This window comes from Stenotrophomonas indicatrix, from assembly GCF_050573115.1.
Taxonomy (GTDB): Bacteria; Pseudomonadota; Gammaproteobacteria; order Xanthomonadales; family Xanthomonadaceae; genus Stenotrophomonas; species Stenotrophomonas lactitubi_A.
The window spans coordinates 139,603-163,255 of record NZ_JBNYZT010000004.1 but is presented as its reverse complement, the minus strand read 5'-3'; the positions used below and the strand labels follow the sequence as shown (position 1 = coordinate 163,255).

General features: G+C 65.9%; 24 protein-coding genes and 1 tRNA gene. 10 read left to right on the top strand and 15 right to left on the bottom strand.

The window, feature by feature from the left end; translation table 11 throughout:
- Positions 1-19 precede the first annotated feature (19 nt).
- From ACQ5SA_RS11710 to ACQ5SA_RS11685, 6 genes are all read left to right on the top strand, one after another.
- Positions 20-568 carry a Dps family protein gene (locus ACQ5SA_RS11710; RefSeq protein ID WP_089236539.1) on the top strand — a complete coding sequence of 183 codons (549 nt, stop codon included), beginning with the start codon at positions 20-22 and terminating at the stop codon, positions 566-568.
- Between the two features lie 570 nt (positions 569-1,138).
- Positions 1,139-2,944 (top strand): DNA helicase RecQ, encoded by a 1,806-nt coding sequence (gene recQ / locus ACQ5SA_RS11705; protein WP_499314319.1) that lies wholly within the window; start codon positions 1,139-1,141, stop codon positions 2,942-2,944.
- 171 nt (positions 2,945-3,115) lie between these two features.
- Positions 3,116-3,502 carry a CopL family metal-binding regulatory protein gene (locus ACQ5SA_RS11700; RefSeq protein ID WP_353101164.1) on the top strand — a complete coding sequence of 129 codons (387 nt, stop codon included), beginning with the start codon at positions 3,116-3,118 and terminating at the stop codon, positions 3,500-3,502.
- Positions 3,503-3,577: 75 nt separating this feature from the next.
- Complete coding sequence (locus ACQ5SA_RS11695; RefSeq protein ID WP_499314318.1) at positions 3,578-5,392, top strand: copper resistance system multicopper oxidase; 1,815 nt, start codon at positions 3,578-3,580, stop codon at positions 5,390-5,392.
- The gene (locus tag ACQ5SA_RS11690) at positions 5,389-6,354 is read left to right on the top strand and encodes a copper resistance protein B (protein ID WP_499314317.1); all 966 of its coding nucleotides are present in this window, start codon (positions 5,389-5,391) and stop codon (positions 6,352-6,354) included. Before ACQ5SA_RS11695 ends, ACQ5SA_RS11690 begins: the two co-directional genes overlap by 4 nt.
- Before the next feature lie 81 nt (positions 6,355-6,435).
- Positions 6,436-6,948, top strand: coding sequence for a GNAT family N-acetyltransferase (locus ACQ5SA_RS11685; RefSeq protein ID WP_499314316.1), 513 nt, complete (start codon positions 6,436-6,438; stop codon positions 6,946-6,948).
- Positions 6,949-6,954: 6 nt separating this feature from the next.
- Here the strand turns inward: ACQ5SA_RS11685 and ACQ5SA_RS11680 are convergent, their stop codons facing one another.
- Positions 6,955-7,272, bottom strand: coding sequence for a TFIIB-type zinc ribbon-containing protein (locus tag ACQ5SA_RS11680; RefSeq protein WP_499314315.1), 318 nt, complete (start codon positions 7,270-7,272; stop codon positions 6,955-6,957).
- A 278-nt stretch (positions 7,273-7,550) separates the two neighbouring features.
- Here ACQ5SA_RS11680 and ACQ5SA_RS11675 point away from each other — a divergent pair, with 278 nt between their 5' ends.
- Positions 7,551-7,973, top strand: coding sequence for a response regulator (locus ACQ5SA_RS11675; protein WP_499314314.1), 423 nt, complete (start codon positions 7,551-7,553; stop codon positions 7,971-7,973).
- 153 nt (positions 7,974-8,126) lie between these two features.
- Here ACQ5SA_RS11675 and ACQ5SA_RS11670 read toward each other — a convergent pair whose 3' ends face one another.
- Both ACQ5SA_RS11670 and ACQ5SA_RS11665 read right to left on the bottom strand, forming a co-directional pair.
- Entirely contained in the window at positions 8,127-9,062 is a 936-nt protein-coding gene (locus tag ACQ5SA_RS11670; protein ID WP_499314313.1) for an alpha/beta hydrolase, read from the bottom strand.
- Positions 9,063-9,147: 85 nt separating this feature from the next.
- Positions 9,148-9,993: an alpha/beta hydrolase gene (locus tag ACQ5SA_RS11665; RefSeq protein ID WP_499314312.1), complete on the bottom strand. Its 846-nt coding sequence runs from the start codon at positions 9,991-9,993 to the stop codon at positions 9,148-9,150.
- A gap of 720 nt (positions 9,994-10,713) precedes the next feature.
- On the opposite strand from ACQ5SA_RS11665, the gene ACQ5SA_RS11660 reads away from it, so the two are divergent.
- The gene (locus tag ACQ5SA_RS11660; protein ID WP_353101179.1) at positions 10,714-11,070 is read left to right on the top strand and encodes a hypothetical protein; all 357 of its coding nucleotides are present in this window, start codon (positions 10,714-10,716) and stop codon (positions 11,068-11,070) included.
- An 80-nt stretch (positions 11,071-11,150) separates the two neighbouring features.
- A complete protein-coding gene (locus ACQ5SA_RS11655) occupies positions 11,151-11,468 on the top strand; it encodes a hypothetical protein (RefSeq protein WP_499314311.1) in 318 nt (105 codons plus the stop codon).
- Positions 11,469-11,542: 74 nt separating this feature from the next.
- On the opposite strand, the gene ACQ5SA_RS11650 is transcribed toward ACQ5SA_RS11655, so the two are convergent.
- Positions 11,543-11,618: transfer RNA gene (locus ACQ5SA_RS11650), tRNA-Lys, on the bottom strand.
- Positions 11,619-11,792: 174 nt separating this feature from the next.
- Between ACQ5SA_RS11650 and ACQ5SA_RS11645 the strand changes: the two genes are divergently transcribed.
- Positions 11,793-12,806 carry a DUF2268 domain-containing putative Zn-dependent protease gene (locus ACQ5SA_RS11645; protein WP_499314310.1) on the top strand — a complete coding sequence of 338 codons (1,014 nt, stop codon included), beginning with the start codon at positions 11,793-11,795 and terminating at the stop codon, positions 12,804-12,806.
- Positions 12,807-12,902: 96 nt separating this feature from the next.
- Here ACQ5SA_RS11645 and queC read toward each other — a convergent pair whose 3' ends face one another.
- The 11 genes from queC to ACQ5SA_RS11590 form a co-directional block, all read right to left on the bottom strand.
- On the bottom strand, positions 12,903-13,568 hold the full coding sequence (queC, locus tag ACQ5SA_RS11640) for a 7-cyano-7-deazaguanine synthase QueC (protein WP_180165665.1): 666 nt from the start codon (positions 13,566-13,568) through the stop codon (positions 12,903-12,905).
- Between the two features lie 77 nt (positions 13,569-13,645).
- Positions 13,646-14,347, bottom strand: coding sequence for a 7-carboxy-7-deazaguanine synthase QueE (gene queE / locus ACQ5SA_RS11635; RefSeq protein ID WP_499314309.1), 702 nt, complete (start codon positions 14,345-14,347; stop codon positions 13,646-13,648).
- A gap of 246 nt (positions 14,348-14,593) precedes the next feature.
- On the bottom strand, positions 14,594-15,412 hold the full coding sequence (ybgF, locus tag ACQ5SA_RS11630) for a tol-pal system protein YbgF (RefSeq protein WP_088100990.1): 819 nt from the start codon (positions 15,410-15,412) through the stop codon (positions 14,594-14,596).
- A gap of 3 nt (positions 15,413-15,415) precedes the next feature.
- Positions 15,416-15,934: a peptidoglycan-associated lipoprotein Pal gene (gene pal / locus ACQ5SA_RS11625; protein WP_100553345.1), complete on the bottom strand. Its 519-nt coding sequence runs from the start codon at positions 15,932-15,934 to the stop codon at positions 15,416-15,418.
- A 64-nt stretch (positions 15,935-15,998) separates the two neighbouring features.
- Positions 15,999-17,318, bottom strand: a complete 1,320-nt coding sequence (gene tolB / locus ACQ5SA_RS11620; RefSeq protein ID WP_100460130.1) for a Tol-Pal system beta propeller repeat protein TolB — start codon at positions 17,316-17,318, stop codon at positions 15,999-16,001.
- Between the two features lie 250 nt (positions 17,319-17,568).
- A complete protein-coding gene (tolA, locus tag ACQ5SA_RS11615) occupies positions 17,569-18,624 on the bottom strand; it encodes a cell envelope integrity protein TolA (protein ID WP_499314308.1) in 1,056 nt (351 codons plus the stop codon).
- Positions 18,614-19,042 (bottom strand): protein TolR, encoded by a 429-nt coding sequence (gene tolR / locus ACQ5SA_RS11610; protein ID WP_100553348.1) that lies wholly within the window; start codon positions 19,040-19,042, stop codon positions 18,614-18,616. Before tolR ends, tolA begins: the two co-directional genes overlap by 11 nt.
- A gap of 24 nt (positions 19,043-19,066) precedes the next feature.
- The gene (gene tolQ, locus ACQ5SA_RS11605; protein WP_025874672.1) at positions 19,067-19,846 is read right to left on the bottom strand and encodes a protein TolQ; all 780 of its coding nucleotides are present in this window, start codon (positions 19,844-19,846) and stop codon (positions 19,067-19,069) included.
- Positions 19,847-19,856: 10 nt separating this feature from the next.
- A complete protein-coding gene (gene ybgC, locus ACQ5SA_RS11600) occupies positions 19,857-20,306 on the bottom strand; it encodes a tol-pal system-associated acyl-CoA thioesterase (RefSeq protein ID WP_499314307.1) in 450 nt (149 codons plus the stop codon).
- Entirely contained in the window at positions 20,296-21,336 is a 1,041-nt protein-coding gene (ruvB, locus tag ACQ5SA_RS11595; protein ID WP_100460134.1) for a Holliday junction branch migration DNA helicase RuvB, read from the bottom strand. The genes ybgC and ruvB overlap by 11 nt, the downstream gene beginning before the upstream one ends.
- 371 nt (positions 21,337-21,707) lie before the next feature.
- Positions 21,708-23,627, bottom strand: a complete 1,920-nt coding sequence (locus tag ACQ5SA_RS11590) for a potassium transporter Kup (RefSeq protein WP_089236561.1) — start codon at positions 23,625-23,627, stop codon at positions 21,708-21,710.
- Positions 23,628-23,653 lie beyond the last annotated feature (26 nt).

Here is a 23,653-nt window from a genome sequence, read left to right as displayed (position 1 = left end):
TTCCACAAGGAGCAACCCCATGGCGAAGACCAAGAGCACGACCAAGCCCAAGACCGGCAAGCAGAAGCTTGCGGCCTCCGCGCCGTCGGCGCCCAATATCGATATCGGGATCACCCAGGGCAACCGCAAGAAGATCGCCGATGGGTTGGCGCGGTTCCAGGCGGATGCGTTCACGCTCTACCTGAAGACCCACAACTTCCATTGGAATGTCACCGGGTCGATGTTCAACTCGCTGCACACCATGTTCGAGACGCAGTACACCGAGCAGTGGGCGGCACTGGACGATGTGGCCGAGCGCATCCGCGCACTGGGCTTCAATGCCCCGGGCTCCTACCGGGAATTTGCTGCGCTGACCTCGATCGTCGAGGAGCCGGGCCTGACCGACAGTGCGGACTGGCGTGAAATGGTACGCCAGTTGGTGGTCGCCAACGAAGCGGTATGCCGTACGGCACGTGAAGTGCTGGATGTCGCCGACGACGCTGACGACGCCCCGACCGAGGATCTGATGACCCAGCGCCTGCAGACCCACGAGAAGTACGCCTGGATGCTGCGCTCCCTTCTCCAGTAAGGGTTGGGGGTTCTCGGCAGGGCTGCGCCCTGCACCCGCACAGGCAACTGCAACCGCAACGGCCGAAGCAAAAGCTGGTTTCCTGTGGGTTGGCGAGGCGGGTCCGGTTGTGGGAGACGCCGTAAACCCTTCCATGGGGGCTTGGCAGCCGCATCCATGCGGCTGACACTCCCACAACCGGACCCACCCCGCCCTTAACAGACCTCCGCGATCTGTCGGGCCAGTTCTTGGGGTCGGATCCGTTTTCCGCAGGAAAACGGATCCGACCCCATTTTGTTTGTCGATATCTGACAGATTTGATCCACGCATGGCGTGGATGGCCCCACCGTCATTGGCGATCTATCGGGGGTGGGGCGGTGTGGGCTTGCAGGACCGTTGGCGCCATGGATGGCGCCATCGAGCCCCCATGGACGGGTTTACGGCGTGTCCTGCAAGCCAACACCGACCCGCCCAGCCAGCAGACAGCCCAGAGCCGGCTGTTGCCTTTGACGTTGACGTTGACGTTGCACTGGCTTGTAGCAGGTGCAGGGCGCAGCCCTGCCGACTCCCCCGCCGGGGTAAACTAGCCGGATGGCTTCCCGTCCCGCGCACGACCTGCTCCAACGCGTCTTTGGTTACGACGATTTCCGTGGTCCGCAGCAGGACATCGTGGAGCATGTGGCTGCCGGTCACGATGCCCTGGTGCTGATGCCCACCGGTGGCGGCAAGTCGCTGTGCTACCAGGTGCCAGCCCTGCTGCGTGACGGCTGTGGCATCGTCATCTCGCCGCTGATCGCCTTGATGCAGGACCAGGTCGAAGCCCTGCGCCAGCTCGGCGTGCGCGCCGAATTCCTGAACTCGACCCTGGATGCCGAAACGGCCGCCCGGGTCGAACGCGAACTGCTCGCCGGTGAGCTCGACATGCTCTATGTCGCCCCCGAGCGTCTGCTGACCGGCCGCTTCCTGTCGCTGCTGTCGCGCAGCCGGATCGCCCTGTTCGCCATCGACGAAGCCCATTGCGTGTCGCAATGGGGCCATGACTTCCGCCCCGAATACCGCCAGTTGACCGTCCTGCACGAGCGCTGGCCGGAGATTCCGCGGATCGCCCTGACCGCCACCGCCGACCCGCCGACCCAGCGCGAGATTGCCGAGCGCCTGGACCTGGCCGAAGCACGTCACTTCGTCAGCTCCTTCGACCGCCCCAACATCCGCTACGCCGTGGTGCAGAAGGATAACGCCCGCAAGCAGCTGAGCGATTTCCTGCGCAGCCATCGCAGCGAGGCCGGCATCGTCTACTGCATGTCACGCCGCAAGGTGGAGGAAACCGCCGAGTTCCTGTGCACGCAGGGTTTCAACGCCCTGCCCTACCACGCCGGCCTGCCCTCGGAAGTACGTGCCAACAACCAGCGCCGCTTCCTGCGCGAAGACGGCATCGTCATGTGCGCGACCATCGCCTTCGGCATGGGCATCGACAAGCCGGACGTACGCTTCGTCGCCCACACCGACCTGCCCAAGTCGATGGAAGGTTACTACCAGGAGACCGGCCGCGCCGGCCGCGATGGCGAAGCCGCCGAGGCCTGGCTCTGTTACGGCTTGGGCGATGTGGTGCTGCTCAAGCAGATGATCGAGCAGTCCGAGGCCAGCGAGGAGCGCAAGCAGCTGGAGCGCTCCAAGCTGGATCACCTGCTGGGCTACTGCGAATCCATGCAGTGCCGCCGCCAGGTACTGCTGGCCGGTTTCGGCGAAACCTACCCCAAACCCTGCGGCAACTGCGACAACTGTCTGACCCCGCCGGCCGCCTGGGACGCGACGATCCCCGCCCAGAAGGCACTCAGCTGCGTGTACCGCAGCGGCCAGCGCTTCGGCGTCGGCCACCTGATCGACGTCCTGCGTGGCAGCGAGAACGAGAAGGTCAAGCAGCAGGGCCACGACAAACTCAGCACCTACGCCATCGGCCGCGATCTGGATGCGCGCACCTGGCGCAGTGTGTTCCGGCAGCTGGTGGCCGCCAGCCTGCTGGAAGTGGACAGCGAGGGCCACGGCGGCCTGCGCCTGACCGATGCCAGCCGCGATGTGCTGACCGGGCGCCGCCAGATCAGCATGCGCCGTGATGCGGTCAGTGCCAGCACCGGTCGCGAACGCAGCGCGCAGCGCACCGGCCTATCGGTGCTCCCACAGGACCTGGCCCTGTTCAATGCCCTGCGTGGCCTGCGCGCCGAGCTGGCGCGCGAGCAAAATGTGCCGGCCTTCGTGATCTTCCACGACAGCACCCTGCGCAACATCGCCGAACAGCGCCCGACCTCGCTGGACGAACTGGCCCGGGTCGGCGGCATCGGTGGCACCAAACTCAGCCGCTACGGCCCGCGCCTGGTGGAGATCGTTCGCGAGGAAGGTTGAACGCCGCCAGGCAACGGGCAACCGCGCCGCTGTAGAGCCGAGCCATGCTCGGCTGCCGTTGCAGCAGAAGCAGCTGAGCATGCGCCCGGCTCCACCTTGGCGTAGCTCCAACCTTGAACCAGCCGTTCAGGCGGATGTGCATCCCGCCCCACTTGCGGCTAAATTGGCGCCATGTCCCTCGCCTCGACCCTGCTCCGTGTCGTGCTCATGCTCAGCCTGTTGCTCAACGGGCTGAACGCGGCCATGGCCAGCGGACACGAAGAGATGGGCCGCATGGCCCACGCGATGACCTCGGCGATGACCGACGAGGGTGACGCGGACTGTCACCACCATGCCGGCATGACCGCCGACGAGACGCCGCAGGCCAAGGCGCCCGCTCATGACGCGCACTGCCAGATCAAGGACTGCGTGCGCAGCTGCGCCCAGCACCCGCTGCTGGCGGTGCAGGCACTGCCGTTCCTGGCTGGCCCGAGTCTTTCCTTGACCCCGCAGCCGATGCCTGCCAACGGCCGCCCGGCACCGCCGCTGCCGCCGATCTCACGCCCTCCCATCGGCTGATCCAACACGCCTCGTGCGCGCTGCGCACCGAAGCCGGCCCTGCGCTGGCGTCTTTCCGTGTTTGGAGTCACCACCATGAGTACCCGTATTCCTCCCGGCCCGGGCGCTGTGCCCATGCCGTCGCGCCGTCTTTTCGTGCAGGGCATCGCCGCTGGCGGCGTGGTTGCCGGCATCTCCGCAGCCGGCGTCCCGCAGCGCGCGCTCGCCGCCGCCTACGCCACGCCACGCCTGGCCGGCGCGCCAGCGGTCATCAGCGATACCCGCGTCGAACTGGCCATCGGCGAGTCGCTGGCCAACTTCACCGGCCGCACCCGCCCGGCGATCACCGTCAACGGCTCGCTGCCGGCACCGATCCTGCGCTGGCGCGAAGGCCAGACCGTGGACCTGTTCGTGCGCAACACGCTCGGCCAGCACCCCACCTCCATCCACTGGCACGGCATCCTGCTGCCGGCCAACATGGATGGCGTACCGGGCCTGAGCTTCAACGGCATCGCCCCCGGCGAGACCTACCACTACCACTTCGATCTCAAGCAGTCCGGTACCTACTGGTATCACAGCCATTCGCTGTTCCAGGAACAGGCAGGGCTGTACGGTGCGCTGATCATCGATCCGGCAGAGCCCGCGCCCTACCGGCATGACCGCGAGCACGTGATCATGCTGTCCGACTGGACCGACATGGATCCTGGCGCGCTGTTCCGGCGCATGAAGAAGCTCGCCGAGCACGACAACTACTACAAGCGCACCCTGCCTGACTTCCTGCGCGACGCCCGTCGCGATGGCTGGTCGGCCGCGCTGTCCGACCGCGGCATGTGGGGCCGGATGCGGATGACGCCCAGCGACATCTCCGACATAAACGCGCACACCTACACCTACCTGATGAACGGCACGGCGCCGGCCGGCAACTGGACCGGTCTGTTCCGCAGCGGCGAAAAGGTGCTGCTGCGCTTCATCAATGGTGCGTCGATGACCTACTTCGACGTGCGCATCCCCGGCCTGAAAATGACCGTGGTCGCCGCCGACGGCCAGTACATCCATCCGGTCAGCATCGACGAGTTCCGCATCGCCCCGGCCGAAACCTACGACGTACTGGTGGAACCCAGCGGCCAGGATGCCTTCACCATCTTCTGCCAGGACATGGGCCGCACCGGTTATGCCGCCGGCACCCTCGCCGTGCGCCACGGGCTGCAGGCACCGATTCCCGCGCGCGACCCGCGCCCGTTGCTGACGATGAGCGATATGGGCCATGACATGGGCGGCGCTGGCCATGGTGTCCACGACATGGCGGCGATGAAGGGCATGGAAGGCGGCTGTGGTGCCAGCATGGGCCACGGCGCGCATGGCGGCGGCAGCGATGCTGCCAGCAAAGCGCCAAAGCATCCGGCCAGCGAGCGCAACAACCCGCTGGTGGACATGCAGAGCTCGGCCACCGAGCCGAAACTGGACGACCCCGGCATCGGCCTGCGCGACAACGGCCGCCAGGTGCTGACCTACGGCGCGATGCGCAGCCTGTTCGAGGACCCCGATGGCCGCGAGCCCAGTCGCGAGATCGAGCTGCACCTGACCGGCCACATGGAGAAGTTCTCCTGGTCGTTCGATGGCATTCCCTTCGCCGGTGCCGAACCGCTGCGGCTGAACTACGGCGAGCGCATGCGCATCGTGCTGGTCAACGACACCATGATGCAGCACCCGATCCATCTGCATGGCGTGTGGAGCGACCTGGAAAACGCACAGGGTGAATTCCAGGTGCGCAAGCACACCATCGACATGCCGCCCGGCACACGCCGCACCTATCGCGTTCGCGCCGATGCACTCGGTCGCTGGGCCTACCACTGCCATCTGCTGTACCACATGGAAGCAGGCATGATGCGCGAAGTGAGGATCGAAGAATGAGCCGTTCCCTGCTTGCTCCCAGCCTGTTGACCCTCGGCCTGTTGGCCGCGCTGCCCGCGTTCGCGCAGTCCCATGCCGGCCATGACATGACAGTGCCCTCGCCTCCTGCCGATACCACGCCAGCGGCAGCTGCCGACGTTGATCATTCGAAGATGGACCACTCGAAGATGGATCACGGCGCGATGGACCATTCCACGATGGACCATGGCGCGATGGATCATTCGAAAATGGGTCACGGCACACCCGCGCCGACTGAGCCGCGCGTACCCATCCCTGTCCCCACCGATGCCGATCGTGCGGCCGCGTTCCCGCCCATCGCGCATGGTGCGATGGAGCACGCGCCGGAAATCCACAGCCTGTTGCTGATTGATCGCCTGGAGCACTGGGATGGAAAGAACGGCACCGGCCAGGCCTGGGAGGCCAGCGGCTGGATCGGCGGCAACATCAACCGCCTGTGGCTGCGTACAGATGGCGAACGCAGCGAAGGTCGCACGGAATCGTCGGGCGTGGAAGCACTCTACGGGCGTGCCATTTCGCCGTGGTGGGACGTGCTGGTCGGCGTACGCCAGGACTTCCGCCCCGCCGACTCACGCACCTGGGCGGCGATCGGCATCCAGGGGTTGGCGCCGTACAAGTTCGAAAGCTCGGCCACGCTGTATGCCGGCTCCGGTGGCCAGCTGATGGCCAAGGCCGAAATCGAATACGACGTGTTGTTGACCAACCGGTTGATCCTGCAGCCCCTGCTGGAAGCGACCGTGGCCAGCAAGGATGAACCCGAGTACGGCATCGGCCGCGGCCTCAACAAGGTCGAAGCCGGCCTGCGCCTGCGCTACGAGTTCAGCCGCCGCTTCGCGCCGTACATCGGCATCAGCCACGAACGCGCGTTCGGCGACACGGCAGACTATGCCGGCGACCATGCACGCGATACGCGCTGGGTCGCCGGCATCCGCATGTGGTTCTAAGCAGGCAATCGTGAGCACTAGCCAGCCCCGGCAACCACCGGGGCCGGCTACACTGCCGCACGTTCCATTGCAGGCTGCGCCATGTCGTTGCATATCCGCCGTGCCACCCTGGCCGACGTCGACGCGTTGTCGGCAATCGCCATCGCCACCTATAGCGAAACCTGGGGCGATTCCTATCCGCCGCAGGACCTGCACACCTTCCTGCAGGATCACTACGGCCCCGCACCGCAGCGGGTCGAACTGTCCGACCCGCGCAGCGCGGTGTGGCTGCTGCTGGATGGCGAAACGGTGGTGGGTTATCTGGCCGCCGGCGCCAACACCCTGCCGCATGCGGACGCGCGCGACGGCGACATCGAGCTGAAACGCCTGTACATCCTGGCCAGCCACCAGAACGGTGGCCACGGCGCGCGGCTGATGGATGCGTTCATGGCCTGGCTGGACCAGCCACAGCGCCGCACCCTGTGGGTGGGCGTGTGGGAAGAGAACTTCGGCGCGCAGCGCTTCTACGCGCGTTATGGCTGCAGCAAGGCCGGCGAGTATGACTTCATCGTCGGCGACAGCCGCGACCGCGAGTTCATCCTGCGCCGGCCCTGAGCGGCATCAGAAATCGAACAGCTCGGAGAGGAAGCTCTCCTTCTTCTTTTTCTTGTAGCCATCGCTGTACTGGCCACGGTTGTCCTCGTAGCGCTGGCCAAGGTGGCGGGTGTCGCGATGCATCACCGGCGGCGGCGCGGCGGCCGGCTGTGCCTGCACCGCAGCGGGCGGCGGCACCGCAGCACCGGCATTGGCGCGCTCGATGATCTTGTCGAGCTCGCCACGGTCCAGCCACACGCCACGGCAACCCGGGCAGTAATCGATCTCGATGCCGTGGCGCTCGGCCATCTGCAGGGTCTGGGTCGTACACACGGGGCACAACATGCGCATTGCTCCTGTCGGTCTGACCTCGACTGTACCTGCGTGCGGATGACTGTGCGGCAACGCATGACCGATGGTACAGGGACTTCCGGCGCGTGCCGCCGCCCCCGGCCGCCCAGCGCACTGCACCTGCTGGCGGTGGCAGCACGGGCCTGGCATGCGCGCCGCCAGCGCAGCTACCTCCTGTAACGCCCACTTAGCCAATCCTGCACACGGGGCTCACTGGGTGCTTGCGCATACTTGCGCGCCTTTCATGCCCTGCCGTCCGGAGTTGTTGCGTCATGCTGCTGTCCAAGCGCCACGTTGAACCACGCGTCCTGCTGATTGAAGACGCCGAGGAAACCCGTGAACTGAGCCGGATGGCGCTGGAAAGCCAGGCCTGCCACGTGGTGGGCGTGAGCTCTGCCGAAGCGGCACTGGGCCTGCTGGCGGCCGGTGAACGTTTCGATCTGTTGTTCACCGACGTCAACCTTGGCCTGATCAGCGGCATTGAAGCGGCCAACCGGGTTCGCAGCCTCTATCCCCAGCTGCCGATCCTGGTGACGTCGGGCATGGATCAGCACGCCGTGCTGCCGCAGCTGCGCGACGGCATCCACTTCCTGCCCAAGCCCTACAACATGAGCGAGCTGCTGGATGCGATCCGGCTGTGCTTCCGCCATGCGGATGTCGGCGTGTTGACCGGCCCGCATGCACAGGCAGCGTGAGGCATTCATCCACGCATGGCGTGGATCTACTGCTTCATCCACGCATGGCGTGGATCTACTGCTTCATCCACGCATGGCGTGGATCTACTGCTTCATCCACGCATGGCGTGGATCTACTGCTTCATCCACGCATGGCGTGGATGAGATCGGCAATCAGCCGCCCGTGTACGGCCCTTCACCCGGAAACACCTCCAACAACGCACGGGTGATCACGCGCGGATACACCGTGAGATGGTCCTCACCGTCGATCACCACATTGTCCACCTGCAGCGTGCGGCCACTCCGCTCAAGCTGGGCGGTGAAGTCAGCGGCCTGCCGCAGCATGTCGTTGCCGGTTGAATAGCGTGGGCCCGGCTTGACTGTCTCGTAGCTGCCGACTGACAGCAACACGCGGGTCGGGTTCGCCGGTGCCTTCGCCTCGTCCTGCATGCGCGGCAGCAGGTGCTGGTCGAACCACAGCGAAGGACTGGACAGGATGTAGGTCCGGAACATGTCTGGCCGCGTGGTCAACACGTAAGCGCCAAACAGGGCCCCATAGGAATGGCCGGCGAACGCCCGCCGTGCCGGATCGGTGCGGTAGCGCGCATCGATCATCGGCAATACGTGGTCGGCCACGAAGTCGCGATAGTGGGCCGCGCCGCCATAGGTGACGTCATCGCTGTAGTAACCGGGCCTGTCGCGCACGGGCTCGCTGGGGGTGTAGTCACGCGAGCGGCTCTGTTTCGACGTCAGGCCCTCCTGCGGCGGCAAGCCGACCAGGATGAAATCCTCGATGTTGACGCCCTGCTGCCCCACCAGGTTGCGCACACTGCGCACCAGCGGAAAGCTGTACAGCGCGTCGGTCACGTACAGCACCGGATAGCGCTTCTGCGGATGCGCCGCGTAGTCGGCAGGCAACGCCACCCACAGGGCATAGTCGCGCCCGATCGGGTCATGCACGCGCAGGGATTCGGTATCGGGCAGCACCACGCCTGGCACGGCCGTCGCGCTTTCCTTGGCTTCATTCTTCGATGCCGGCGGCGCCACCGACATCGCGCAACCTGCCAGGGCCAGGCAGGCCAGCACACTCCACTTACGCACACGCTGCATCCGCGCTCTCCTGTTGCGGGCGGCGCACGCAGGTGGCACCGCTACCGCATCCTCACACGCCGCGTTGCCACACGCCAAGCCACTGTCAGAGCGAGGCTGGCGGCGGTGCCGGGAACAGCGTACGCAGCGCCTGCAGCGCCGCTGGGTGGTAGATCGTTGCATGGGTCTCTTCCGGCAGCGGCTGGTACTTCACCAGTGTTGCCGGTGATGCCTGCTGCAACAGCGCCGCCAAGCGTGCGCTCGACGCGGCCAGCTCCGGCTGACCACTGCTGGCCAGGTACAGCCGCGCGCCACTGCGGGCAAGTGACGGCAACTGCTTGCCTGCGCCAGACAGCAAGGCGCCGCGGTTCCACCACAGGCTGGGGTCCAGCGCGATGTAGCTGTTGAACAGCGTCGGTTCCTGCAACAGCGTCTCGACCACGAACAAGCCGGCCAGCGATTCGCCGATCAGCGCCCGCTCGTCGGTGGTCGGGTAGCGCTGGCGCACCTGCGGCATCAGTTCATCGCGCAGGAAATCACGGTACGCCGCCGAGCCACCAATGCGAGGCGCGATCTTGCGATCCTCCGCCACGTTGCTGGGGCCGGTCATATCGCGACGGCGCTCGGTGTTTTCGATGCCCACCAGCAGGAACGGGCGCATGCTGCCATTGCCGGTCAGCACCTGCAGCAACCCCGCCACGTGCAGGAAGTCCTCGCCGATGCCGCCGTCGGGCATGTAGAGCACCGGCAGCGGCGTCTTCGGGTCCAGGCCCCACGGCTGCGGGCGATAGACGTTGATGCGGCGGGTTTCGCCCAGCGCCTTGGATTGGAGGGTGAAGGTTTCGCCGATGACCAGCGGCGAAGCGGGCGCCGGCTGCGCTGCCGGTTCGGCGGCCATCAGCGGCGCTGCGGAGACAGCAGACAACAACAGCGACAGCACGATCAAGCGCATTGAGGCGACCCATCCTGGAGAAAGACGCCGAGCATAGCGCCCGGACACGAGCGTTGGCGGCTGCGGCATGCTCAACATCCCTGCCGGATGCGTGGATGACTTGCCGTGACTCACGCCCGGGTACGCTCCCCATACCGCGCGCGCACTGCCACGTGTCGCGTTTGAACCGCCAAGAACGCCACTACAGTCGCTCCTGAACCGAAATTCGGCGGGTGCGGCTGGCACGCACAGAGGACTTTGACAAAGAAAGTGAATCCAGCTTTGCACGCGCGGGTTCACGGCAGATGCGCCGTCATATGCGATTTGCGCCATTTTCCAACGGGACCAAACAAACGGGGAAACGAATACGTCGTGTGCTGACGCTTGCTGCGCAAGACACGCCTGCGCCACCATCGCCACGCGTCTGGATTCCGCATTTCCTTCCGGAAAATTCTGATTGAAATCCAAGCGCGGGCGTAAACACCATGCAGTGCCACCGACAACGGGTGGCACCGGGCCTGCAAGCCCGTAACGACTATCAAGCACGTTGTTTGCGCTCGCCCGTCGGCACCGTCCTGAATCGGTGCCGGCGGGTGATCCGTCGGCCTCTATGGCGGGCGGTGCGTGGGGGTCTTCGGGCCCGCCGGTCAATTGCTTGATGTCATTCCGGCTTGCAGCCACGCACCGTCCGCCACCCGTCTCACACGGTGGCACTCCCACCGCAGAGCCGAGGAAGCCGAGATGACCGAAGGTCCGCCCTATGCCTCATATGCCGCCAGCGTCAATGACGACGATGACAACCCTGCGCCCGAACTGAGCACGTTCCTGGGTTGCCTCAAGCGCATCCGCGCAGGCGAAGGTGCAGACGGCCAGCCCTGGCCTGATGCAAGCCTTCCCGCAGGGCGCAGGGTGGCACTGTCACGCGTAGAACGGGCGGCCGTCGGCATGCTGACCGTGGCAGAGATGCTGCACGCCGCCGAACGCTGCCGATCAATGGCAACGCCGGACCGGCATCTGGATGACGGCGTGGTCGAAGGGCTGTTCTTCGCCTTCCGCGGACTGGCGGAGCTGGTGTGCCGGGATATCCGGCCAGATTAGGCGCACCTGCACCATAATCCGGCCCATACCCGGGCCGGCCTCGTCCCGATCTCCATCGACACTGACACAAGGAGGTTCACATGTTGAATGCCATGATCATTGCCGCGCTGGCCGCAAGCCCAGCCGCGCCCGTACCGTACGCCGACTGCCTGCTCGGCAATATCCAACCCGGCCTGTCCGACCGTGCCGTGCAGTTGGTGCAGCAGGCGTGCGCCGCCAAGCATCCCGACAGCTTCATTGCCTCGCTGGAACTGGAGCGCAATTACAGCGCCCAGCGGCAGGCCCGGTTCGACGCAGAGCGCGCCGCAGTGGAGCGTGCTGCCAACGCGGCCGCGGTTGCCGCACAGGAAGCGGCAGACCGCAAGGCAGCCCGTTCCCAGGGCGCGAAGTCCAAGTAGGACCTCACCGTTGTGCAACAAAAAAGGCACCGCTCAGCGATGCCTTCCTGGATGACCGAAGTTATTGCCTGCAATGGTGGGCCGTGATGGATTCGAACCATCGACCAAAAGATTAAAAGTCTTCTGCTCTACCGACTGAGCTAACGGCCCATGCAAGGCCCCGGCCTTTCGGCGGGGTGGGCATTCTACCGTACTTTTCCGGGCTGGGTGAAGCCGGGGATCTATGAGGTTGCCGGCCAGCGGCCGGCACTACCCCGGCTGCGGGCGTCTAAACCTTTCCGGCGCCCGCCGCATCTCACCTGCGACCCTGCCCCGGAGCGATGGATGCACCTGTCACTGCCGCTGATGCTCGCCCTGCTGCTGCCGTTTGCCGCCTCTGCGGCATCGCCTACACAGGTGCGAACCGACGATATCGACCGCTTCTGGGCTACCTACGATGCGGTGGTTGCCGAACCCGATGCCGCGCAGCGGGTGGCCCTGGTGCAGCAGCGCTATATCGCGCCGGGCAGCCCCGGCCTGCATGCGCTGATGAAGGTGCGCAACTACACCGCCGCCGAGTACGCCGGCGCCATGCTGGCGTGGCCACGCTTCTGGGCCTCAGTGCGGCCGCTGACCGCCAACGCGCAGCAGGCCAGCGCCACATTGGAGCGGGATCTGGCGGCGTTCCGAGCGCTCTACCCGGCCCTGCGCCCGGCCATCATCACCTATGCGATAGGCGTGCTGCGCACAGGCGGCACCACGCTGGGCAACCGGGTGCTGATCGGCGCGGAAATGGCACTGGGCGATGCAAGCGTGGATGTCAGCGAACTGCCGGAGCCGTTGCGCAGCCGCCTGCGGATCTTCTACGACAGCATTCCGGGCGCGAACAATGCGCAGAACAACCTGCACGAGTACGTGCACACCCAGCAGCGCGAGACCACCGGTTCGCTCGCGCAGTACGCGGTGCGCGAGGGCGTGGCCGAGTACATCGCCGAGCGGATCAGCGGGCGCCGACCGGCGCTGCCGCCGTATGCCTACGGGCCGTTGCACGAATCGGAGATCCGCGCTCGCTTCATCGCCGAGATGGACGGCGATGACCTGGACAACTGGCTGTACAACAGCGCCCGCAATGCGTTCGGTGTGGGCGATCTGGGTTACTACGCGGGGTATCGCATCGCGCAGGAGTACATGCGCCGGCAGCCCGATGAGCGGGCGGCGATCGCGCGGATGATCGAGTTGGATTACGAGGATCCTGGCGCGGTACGCGGCTTCATCGAAGCATCGGGGTGGCTGCGGCTTGCGAATGCCAATGAAGCTGCCGGCCAGCGGCCGGCACTACCCGAAGCCAGGCAGCGGTAGCGCCGGGACAGGGAGTGCGAACCAACGGTTCGCACCCACCAGGGTGGAGTTCGCACCCACCGATGAAGCCGGCCAGCGGCCGGCTCTACCGCGCGGTCAGGCGTACAGCGTCGGGTCGGCCACGCCGGCGTCGGTGAAGCCCTGCGCGCGCAGGCGGCAGGCGTCGCAGTGGCCGCAGGCGGCGCCGTTGGCATCGGCGTTGTAGCAGGACACGGTCAGGCCGAAGTCCACGCCCAGGCGCACGCCTTCGCTGACGATCTGGCCCTTGCTGAGGAACTGCAGCGGCGCATGCACGGTGATACCCGCGCCCTCCACACCCGACTTGGTCGCCAGGTTGGCCAGCGTCTGGAAGGCGGCGATGAACTCGGGACGGCAGTCCGGGTAACCGGAGTAGTCCACGGCGTTGACGCCGCAGAAGATGTCGTTGGCACCGAGCACTTCGGCCCAGCCCAGCGCCAGCGACAGCATGATGGTGTTGCGCGCCGGCACGTAAGTGACCGGGATGCCCTCGCCGCCCGCCTCGGGCACGTCGATGTCGTCGGTCAGCGCCGAGCCGCCGATGCTGCGCAGGTCCACATCCACGGTCTTGTGCACGATCACGCCCTGGGCCTTGGCCACGCGCGCGGCGGCGTCCAGCTCGGAGGTGTGGCGCTGGCCGTAACGCACGCTCAGGGCATGCACGGCGAAGCCCTGTTCCTGGGCCATGGCGATGACGGCGGCTGAATCCATGCCGCCGGAGAGAAGCACAACTGCCTTCTTCATGGGTAAATCATCCGGTTTGGGGGAAAAGCCAGCACGCTGTCCCGCGCCGGAACTACATCAAGGAACAACGGACGGGCTCAGCGGCCCGGTTCGTCATTCCAGAGAATCTTATGCAACTGCATCTGGAAGCGCACCGGCAGCCGGTCCTCCACGATCCAGTCAGCCAACTGGCGGGCAGTGATCTCGCCCTTGCTGGGCGAGAAGAACACCATCGTGCGCTGTACCAGCTGGTGCTCGGCGACCATGGCCTTGGCCCAGTCGTAGTCTTCGCGGTTGCAGATCACGAACTTGATCTGGTCGCGCGAGGTCAGCAGCGGCAGGTTCTCCAGCCGGTTACGGGCGACCTCGGCCGAGCCGGGGGTCTTGATGTCGACCACGCGCGACACGCGCGGATCGACCGCGCTGACGTCCAGCGCACCGGAGGTTTCCAGCGACACATCCAGGCCGGCATCACACAGCTTCTGCAGCAGCACCAGACAGCGCTTCTGTGCCAGCGGCTCGCCGCCGGTGACGCAGACGTGGCGGACGCCTTGCGCCTGCACATGAGCCACGATGTCGTCGATGTCCCACCAAGTGCCGCCGTGGAAGGCGTAGGCGGTGTCGCAGTACTGGCAGCGCAGCGGGCAACCGGTCAGGCGCACGAACACGGTCGGCCAACCGGCGGTATCGGCCTCACCCTGCAGCGAGGTGAAGATCTCGGTGATCTTCAGGCGCGGCAGTGGCGACTGCACGATCTCGCTGGGCGTGGCGACGGCGGCGGACGGGGAAACGGCGGTCATGGCGGGTACTTCTTGGCGGGGCACGTGGCGGGTGGGCTACCGTGGCCGGTAACGAAAGCAGCCGAGCATGGCTCGGCTCTACAAAAACAACCGGTCGGGGATGACCCTGCCGGGGACAAAAGCAGCCGAGCATGGCTCGGCTCTACTGAAACCGGGCAGGCCTGGCCTGGCCGGAAACGAAAGCAGCCGAGCATGGGCTCGGCGCTACGGGACACATATTGTACGCCCGGTCAGCGGATCAGCGGATCAGCGGATCTGATTGCCGAGGCGGATCGATTGCAGGCGATCCTGCGCGGTACGCGCGGCATCCGAGCCTGGGTATTGCGCCACGACGGTCTCCAGCGTCTGCTGGGCCTGGTCGACCTTGCCCTCGCCATACTGCGAGAGGCCGACCTTGAGCAGGCCACCTGCGGCCTTGTCGTGGGTGGGATAGCGCGAGAGCAGTTCACGGAACTGGGACTCGGCCATCGGGAAATTGCGGGTGGCGTAATAGCTCTCGCCCAGCCAGTACAGCGCATTGGGGGCGTAGACGCCGTTCGGGTACAGCTCCAGGAAGCTCAGGAACAGCTGCGCGGAATCATCGTACTTGCCTGCCTTCAACGCATCGAAAGCCACGTTGTAGGAGGTACGCTCGTCACCGGTGACGGCCAGGCTGCCCGGGTCACCATGGACGGAGGGCGGCCGCTCGGAAGTGGCCGCCGCTGCGGGTTTTGCCGGGGCTGCAGGAGCCTTCGGTGCGCTCGCCGGAACAGCAGGCAGGGCCGGGGCGGCAGAGCCCCCTTCCAACCGGTTCAGGCGGCTGTCCAGATCCAGGTACTGGTCCTGGGCGGACTGCTTGAGCTGGGCGTTGTCGTGCTGGAGTTGCTCGATCGAGGCCTGCAGGCTGGTGACCTGCTGCCGCAGCTGATTGATCTGGTTCAACAGGTCCTGGTTGGCACTGTTGTTGTACATCTGCTGCTCGAGCGAACCGACGCGGTCGGCCAGACTCTGACGTTGTGCATGCGCCGGTGCGGCAGCCACGAGGGCTGCCGCAACGACCAGCATCAGTTTGATGCCAAGGCGCATGGATTACTGCGCGGTGTAGACGATTTCGACGCGACGGTTCTGCGACCAGCAGGACTCGTTCGACTCGGTGCAGACCGGACGCTCTTCACCGTAGGACACGACGGTCAGCTGCGAAGCCGAGCCACCGTTGGCCTGCAGCGCCGAGTTGACGCCGTTGCCACGACGCTCGCCCAGGGCCTGGTTGTACGCGCGCGAACCGCGCTCGTCGGTGTGGCCCTGCAGGGTGATGCGCGAAGACGGACGGTCACGCAGGTACTTGGCGTGGCAAGCCATGATGGCCTGGAATTCCGACTTCACTTCTTCCTTGTCCAGGTCGAAGTAGACAACGCGCTGACGCAGGCAGGCATCGGTGTCCAGATCGCCCGGGCCGTACAGGCCGGAGGTGGACGGACCGGTCGGGGTGGTGGTCGAGGTGCCGGTATCGACCGGAGCCGGGGCTTCTTCCTTGACCTTCTTCGAGCAACCGGCCAGGACGGCCACGGACAGCAGGGAAACAAGCAGAACGCGGGTGGACTTGTTCATGGCGATACCTTTGTGGCTCCTAAGCCGATGAGGGGTTCAATACAGAGAAAATATTAACACTCTTTTAGCGCTGGGTACGGTATGGGGACCATGCCGGCTCGCGCACATCACCGTCTGCCAGAACCAGGCGCTGGCGCACGCGCGCGTCGGCCGAGACGGCGTACAGCACACCACGACCACCCTCACGGGCGGCATACAGCACCATGCTTGCGTTGGGCGCGAAGCTCGGCGACTCGTCCAGCGAACCCGGCGACAGCGTGCTCCAGCGCGGCGAGCCCAGCGAGCTGTCCATCAGCGCGATCTTGTAGCTGTTGCCCGAACCCTGGGCCACGGCGATCTTCTTGCCGTCGTAGGACACCGAGGGCTTGGCGTTGTAGTTGCCCTGGAAGGTCACGCGCTCGGCGCTGCCACCACCGGCACCGACCTTGTAGACCTGCGGGCGGCCGCCGCGGTCGGAAGTGAAGTACACCGCGCTGCCGTCCGGGGCCCAGGTCGGCTCGGTATCGATGGCGAAGTGGTTGGTCAGTTGGGTCAACTGCTTGCTGCCCAGGTCCATCACGTAGATTTCCGGATTGCCCGAACGCGACAGGGTCAGGGCCAGCTTGCGGCCGTCCGGCGAGAAGGCCGGGGCGCTGTTGATGCCGCGGAAGCTGGTAACCAGTTCACGGGCGCCGGTGGAGATGTTCTGGATGTAGATGGCCGAGTTGCCACGCTCAAAGCTGACGTAGGCCAGCTTGTTGCCATCCGGGCTCCACGACGGCGACAGCAGCGGCTCGGCCGAACGCACGATGGTCTGCGGGTTGAAGCCGTCCGAATCGGCGACCATCAGCGCATAGCGCATGGCGTCGCCCTTGCCGCTGGCGGTCACGTAGGCGATGCGGGTCCAGAAGGCGCCACGGACACCGGTGATCTTCTCGTAGATGGCGTCGGCCATCTGGTGGGCGACGTCGCGCATGGCGTTGCCGCGTGCGGTCATCGCCAGGCCCAGCAGGCGCTCGCCCTTGGGCACGTCGAACAGCTCGTACTCGACGCGGTAGGCGCCGGCACCGGCATCCATGACCCGGCCGACGACGATGTAGTTCTGCTTCAGCGCGCGCCAGGTGGCGAACTGGATGTCACCGCCACGGATCGGCTTTTCGACGATCTGCGCTTCGGGCAGCGTACGGAACTGGCCCGAACGTTCGAGGTCGGCACGGACCACGCCGGCGACGTCGGTCTGCGGAGCGGCAGCCGAACCCTGGTAGGGCATCGGCACGATGGTGATCGGCAACGCGGAGGCATTGCCGCCGATGATGTCGATATCCAGCCCCTTCTGCTGCGCGACGGCAGCGAAAGGCAACAACAGGGCCGCAAACACGGCAAGCCAGCGAGGCATCTTCTTCATGGAGAGCTCAAAAAAGGGAAACCGGAACGAGGGATAGCAAAACGGGAGTGAACCGCTTCGCAATCATGAACCAAGGGTACGTGAATTCCGGGTCAGTGCCAGCCGGTTCTCTCACATGCCGTTAACGTCGCGGCCAACTTCCGTGCGGATGACTCGTCCAAAGCATGGCTTGGACGGCACCGTACGATCCAGAGTCAGAGGCGTCATCGGATGACGGGACAACCCCAAAGGGCTGCCCTGCCCCTGCGCCTCAGCGATCCTGGGCGGTGAAGGTGAAGTTGATCGTGCGCGCAAATACCTGCTCGAAGCCACGGTACGGCAAGGGCTGGGCGTTGAGCACGGCGGCTTCGATCGAGCGCTTGCCGGCCTCGTCGAACGGGCAGCCGGCGCTGACCGTAGCGCTGCGGACCGTTCCCCCCGGCAGCTGGTTGATGGTGATCTGGCAGCGTTGGCCCAGCGGCACGCTGTCCGGACGCACCCACTGCGCCAGCACCTTGGCCTGGATGGCCGCAGCGTACTTGGCAGACAGGTCGTCACTGCTGCCACCACCACCGGCGGCCGGCTGTGCGGCGCCGCTGGCGCCTGCGGCAGCACTGCCGGCAGCGTTACGCGCGGCAGCGACCTGGCGCAGCTTCTGCTCGGCCAGCTTGGCTTCCTTCTCGGCCTGCTCGCGGCGGGCACGGATGTCGGCGATCTTCTTCTGCTTCTCGGCTTCGGCCTTGTCGGCAGCCAGACGCTCCTGGTCCGCCTGCTTCTTCTTGGCGTCCGCTTCCTGCTGCTTGGCCAGGCGCAGCTTCTGCTCTGCCTCTTCCTGGCGCTTGCGTTCGGTCAGGTCAATCTGTTCCTGGCGGCGCTTGGCTTCCTGTTCCTGCTTGGCCTTCTCCTGCGAGATGGCCAGCGCGCTCACTGCGTCCTGGTCCTTGGTGTCCGGCTGCGCGACGCGCTCCTGCGCCTGTTGCTGCTGCGGCGTGGGTGCGTCCTGCGGGCGCGGCTCTTCAATCGGCTGCGGCGGCGGGATGGTGTCTTCGGGTACCGGAATCGGCTCGGCGACCGGTGGCGGCAGGTCCTCCAGCTTCTCCGACTGGCGCAGGGCCTGGCGCGCGGCAGCCGCCTCGGAGGCGGACAGCGCGAGGCTGGCTTCCACCGAGGGATCGCCGATCGCAGCGTCGGTGTTGCGCTGGGGTGACCACAGCCAGGCGCCGATGAAGATCAGCGCCACCAGCAGGTGCACCAGCACGGCCAGCACCAGGGGCAGGCCCCAGCCCGGTTCCTCCGTATGCGGCGGTGGCAGGGCGTCAGCGTGCATCGGTGGCCAGGCTCACCTTGTCGACGTGGGCGCGCTTGATCACATCCATCGCATCGATGACCTTTTCATAGGCCACGGCACGGTCGGCGGCGACGATCACGCGCACGTCCTTGTCCTGCGCGGCGATGCCGGACAGGTGGCCCTGCAGTTCCTCGGCGGTGACTGCGGTGGGTTCCTTGGCGTCGGGCAGCTTCAGGCTCAGCTGACCGTCCTGGCGCACCGAAACGATCAACGGATCCTGCTTGCTTTCCAGCGCCTTGGCGTTGGAATTGGGCAGGTCGACGTCGAAGGTCAGGGTGAGCATGGGCGCGGTGACCATGAAGATGATCAACAGCACCAGCATGACGTCGATATAGGGAACGACGTTGATTTCCGATTTCAGCTTGCGGCGCTTGCGGCGACCGATGGCAGCGGACATGGCTTGGACTCCCGGGTCTGGCGCTTACTCGTCGCCAGCGCTCTGGCGCTGCAGGATCGAGCTGAACTCGTCGGCGAAGGTCTCGAAACGCACCGACATGCGCTCCACGCGGGTGGTGAAGCGGTTGTAGGCCCACACTGCCGGAATCGCCACGAACAGGCCGATGGCGGTGGCGAACAGCGCTTCGGAGATGCCCGGGGCGACGGCGGCGATACCGGCCTGGGCACCGCTGCTGATCATGTCGTGCATGGTCACCATGATGCCGAACACGGTACCGACCAGGCCCACGTACGGGGCGGTCGAGCCGATGTTGGCCAGCAGTTCCAGGTTGCGTTCGAGCTGGTCGACTTCGCGGGTGTAGGTGGTGCGCATCGCGCGCTGGGCACCTTCCAGCTGGGCACGGCCATCCAGCCGGCGCTTGTCGCGCAGGCGGGTGTATTCGCGGAAACCGGCTTCGAAGATCGCTTCCAGGCCGCCGACATTGCGGCTGCGGTCGGTGGCCGAGCTGTACAGCTTGCCCAGGTCGGCACCGGACCAGAAGCGGTTCTCGAACTCGTCGGCTTCGCGGGTGGCCTGCTTGAAGATGCGGGCCTTGCGGAAAATGATCACCCAGCTGACGAACGAGCCGACCAGCAGCGCCAGCACGATGATCTTCACCGGCAGGCTGGCCTTGGCCATCAGTTCGAGGTAGTTGATGCCGCCGCCGGTGGTGGCCTGGGCAAGGGTCTGGGTCGCGGCATTGCTGACGTCAGCCGGCAAAGCCTCGGTGACCGTGGCCTGCAGGGCCAGGAGCGTTGCGATCATCCGTTGTTCCTCAAGAGTTCTGTTCGGATTCGGGGTGGAGGTGGGGTTGCAGCGCGGCAAGGACGGAATCGTCCATGCCACGCGGGCGGAAACTGGCCGCGTCCAGTGCGGCGATGCGGACCTGCGCGGACAGCAGCAGCTGGCCGTCGCGCAGGACCTGCTGGTCGAAGACCATGCTGGCCTTCCTCAGCTGGACCAGGCTGGCGCTCACCTGCAGCTGGTCATCCAGCCGTGCCGGCTTGATGAAGTCCATCTGCATGGAGCGCACCGCGAAGACCATGCCGTGCTCGGTACGCATGCGCTCCTGGCCGTAACCCAGCGCACGCATCCATTCGGTCCGGGCCCGTTCCATGAAGGCCACGTAGCGTGCGTGGTAAACCACCCCGCCAGCGTCGGTATCTTCCCAGTAAATGCGTGTCGGCCAACTGAATCGGGGTTCAACCGAGGGTTCAACCGACATCGGGGACCTCGGCAAACAGATCCTGCGGCGGGTTCTTCGGCTTCAGGCCCAGGTGCCGGTACGCCTTGTGGGTCGCCATACGGCCACGCGCGGTGCGCACCAGGTAGCCCTGCTGGATCAGGTAGGGCTCGACCACGTCTTCCAGCGTGCCGCGCTCTTCGGACAGCGCCGCTGCGAGCGACTCGATGCCGACCGGGCCACCGTCGAAGTAGTCGACCATGGTCTTCAACAGCCGACGATCGAGCTCGTCGAAGCCTTCCGGGTCGACCTTGAGCATCTGCATCGCCGCCTGGGCCACGGTCTGGTCGATGTGGCCACCGGCCTTCACCTGGGCGTAATCGCGCACGCGGCGCAGCAGGCGGTTGGCGATACGCGGGGTGCCACGCGCGCGGCGCGCGATCTCCCCTGCCCCGTCGGCGGTGCAGTCGATGGCCAGGATGGCGGCCGAGCGACGCACGATGCGGGTCAGTTCTTCGACGCTGTAGAACTCCAGCCGCTGGACGATGCCGAAGCGGTCGCGCAGCGGCGCGGTCAGCAGGCCGGCGCGGGTGGTGGCGCCGATCAGGGTGAACGGCGGCAGATCGATCTTGATCGAGCGCGCCGCAGGGCCCTCGCCGATCATGATGTCGATCTGGAAATCTTCCATCGCCGGGTACAGCACTTCTTCCACCACCGGCGACAGGCGATGGATTTCGTCGATGAACAGCACATCGTGCGGCTGCAGGTTGGTCAGCAGAGCGGCCAGATCGCCGGCCTTTTCGATCACCGGGCCGGAGGTCACGCGCAGGGCCACGCCCAGTTCGTTGGCGATGACATGGCTGAGCGTGGTCTTGCCCAGGCCGGGCGGGCCGAAGATCAGCACGTGGTCCAACGCATCACCACGACCCTTGGCGGCCTGGATGTAGATCTCCATCTGCTCGCGCACCGGCACCTGGCCGAGGTAGTCGGCAAGTCGCTTGGGTCGGATGCTGGCGTCGGCGGCGTCATCCTCGCGGGTGGCGCCGGCGGCGATGATGCGGTCGTCGGTCATGTGCTGATTATGCGGCAAAAGCGGGGGGATTCGGCCGGGCTGCGCCCGGCACCTGCCGAATCAACGTCAACGTCAACGTCAAAATCGGGCTACCCGTGGGATGGCGGGGTGGGTCCGGTTGCGGGGGACGCTGCGAGTACGTCCATGTAAGCTCGGTCGCGCCATCCATGGCGCTCACGCCCCCGCAACCGGACCCACCCCGCCTTCGACAGATCTGCGCAATCTGTCGGAATGACATGGCCTGCTCCTGGTGGGTGTCGACCTTGGTCGACACGGTAGATCCACGCCATGCGTGGATGGCGCTGGATGGCACGAACCGAACATGGGGTCAGAGCCCTTTTCCTGTGGAAAAGGGATCCGACCCCGTGCGGTCAGATCTCCACCTGCGCACCCAGCTCTACGAGGCGGTTGCCCGGAATGCGGAAGAAGCCGGTCGCGGGGGCGGCGTTCCTGTGCATCAGGGCGAACAGCTTGTCGCGCCAGATCGGCATGCCGCGGTTGGCGGTGGCGACGATGGTTTCGCGGCTGGCGAAGAAGGTGGTGTCCATCGGGTCGAAGTAGATGCCGCCGTGGTCGCACGAGCGCATCAGAGCCAGCGGTACGTCGGGGGTCTCCATGAAGCCGAAACGCACGTAGACCCGGTAGAACTCATCGCCCACCGATTCGATCTTGAGGCGCTGCCCCTCCGCTGCGTACGGCACCGGCAGGGTCACCACATGCAGGAACACGTTGCGCTCGTGCAGCACCTTGTTGTGCTTGAGGTTGTGCATCAGCGCATGCGGGGCCACGGTCGGGTCGGCGGTGAGGAACACCGCGGTGCCGGGTACGCGTACCGGCGGCGCCAGCATCAGGCCCGGCAGGAAGGTGTCGATGCGGATACCGTCCTTGCGGATCTCATCGCGCAGCAGTTCGCGGCCACGACGCCAGGTGCGCATCATGGTGAACAGGAAGATGCCCAGCACCACCGGGAACCAGGCGCCCTGCAGCAGCTTGGCGCCGTTGGCGATGACAAAGCCCAGGTCGATGACGAAGAACACCACGCACAGCGGCAGGATCCAGTTGCGTGCCTTCGGCCACAGCGAACGTGCGACCAGGGCCAGCAGCAGGGTGTCGATCAGCATGGTGGCCGACACCGAGATGCCGTAGGCCACGGCCAGGTTGGACGAGCTGCGGAAGGCCAGCACCAGGCCGATCACCATCACCGCGATGCCCCAGTTGATGCCGGGGATGTAGATCTGGCCGATGGTGTCGTGCGAGGTGTGCTTGATGCGCATGCGCGGGATGTAACCCAGCTGCATGGCCTGGCGCGAGACCGAGAACGCACCGGTGATGACCGACTGCGAGGCGATCACTGCGGCCATCGTGGCCAGTACGATCATCGGGTACAGCGCCCACGACGGTACCGCCTCGAAGAACGGGTTCTTCACCGCCTCGGGGTGATTGAGCACCAGCGCGCCCTGCCCCAGGTAGTTCAGCACCAGGCACGGCAGCACGAAGAAGTACCAGGCGTGGCGGATCGGCTTGGCACCGAAGTGACCCATGTCGGCATACAGCGCCTCGCCACCGGTCACCGCCAGCACCACCGCGCCGAGGATGAAGATGCTGTGCCAGCCGTGTTCCATGAAGAAGCGGATCGCCCACCACGGGTTGAACGCCTTCAGCACTTCCGGCGCGTCGACGATGTTGTAGATGCCGATCGCCGCCAGCGAGATGAACCAGATCGAGGTGATGGGACCGAACAGCTTGCCGATCTTCTCGGTGCCAAAGCGCTGCACCGCGAACACCGCCAGCAGCACCACCACGGTGATCGGCACGATGAAGGCGTGCAGCCCGGGGGCCGCCACCTCAAGGCCTTCGACCGCGCCCAGCACCGATATCGCTGGCGTGATCACGCCGTCGCCGAAGAACAACGAGGCGCCGAAGATGCCGAGGATGCCGACCACGTACGCCGAGCGTGACCCGTTGCGCAGCGTGCGCTGGGTCAGCGCCATCAGCGCCATGATGCCGCCCTCGCCGTCATTGTCGGCGCGCATGATGATGGTCACGTACTTCAGGGTGACCACGATGTTCAGCGCCCAGAACGCCAGCGACAGCACGCCCAGCACGGTGTCGTGGTCGCTGGTAAGCCCGTAGTGGGGCGAGAACGCCTCCTTCAGGGTGTACAGCGGGCTGGTACCGATATCGCCGAAGACCACGCCGATCGCACCGATGATCAGCGCCAGCCCCCCGGCGGGGGGAGCGTGACCATGGCCGCCATGGGCGGCGGTGTGCGGGGTTTGACTGCTGGACATGGGGCTCCTGGCGAAGCTCAGGGTGT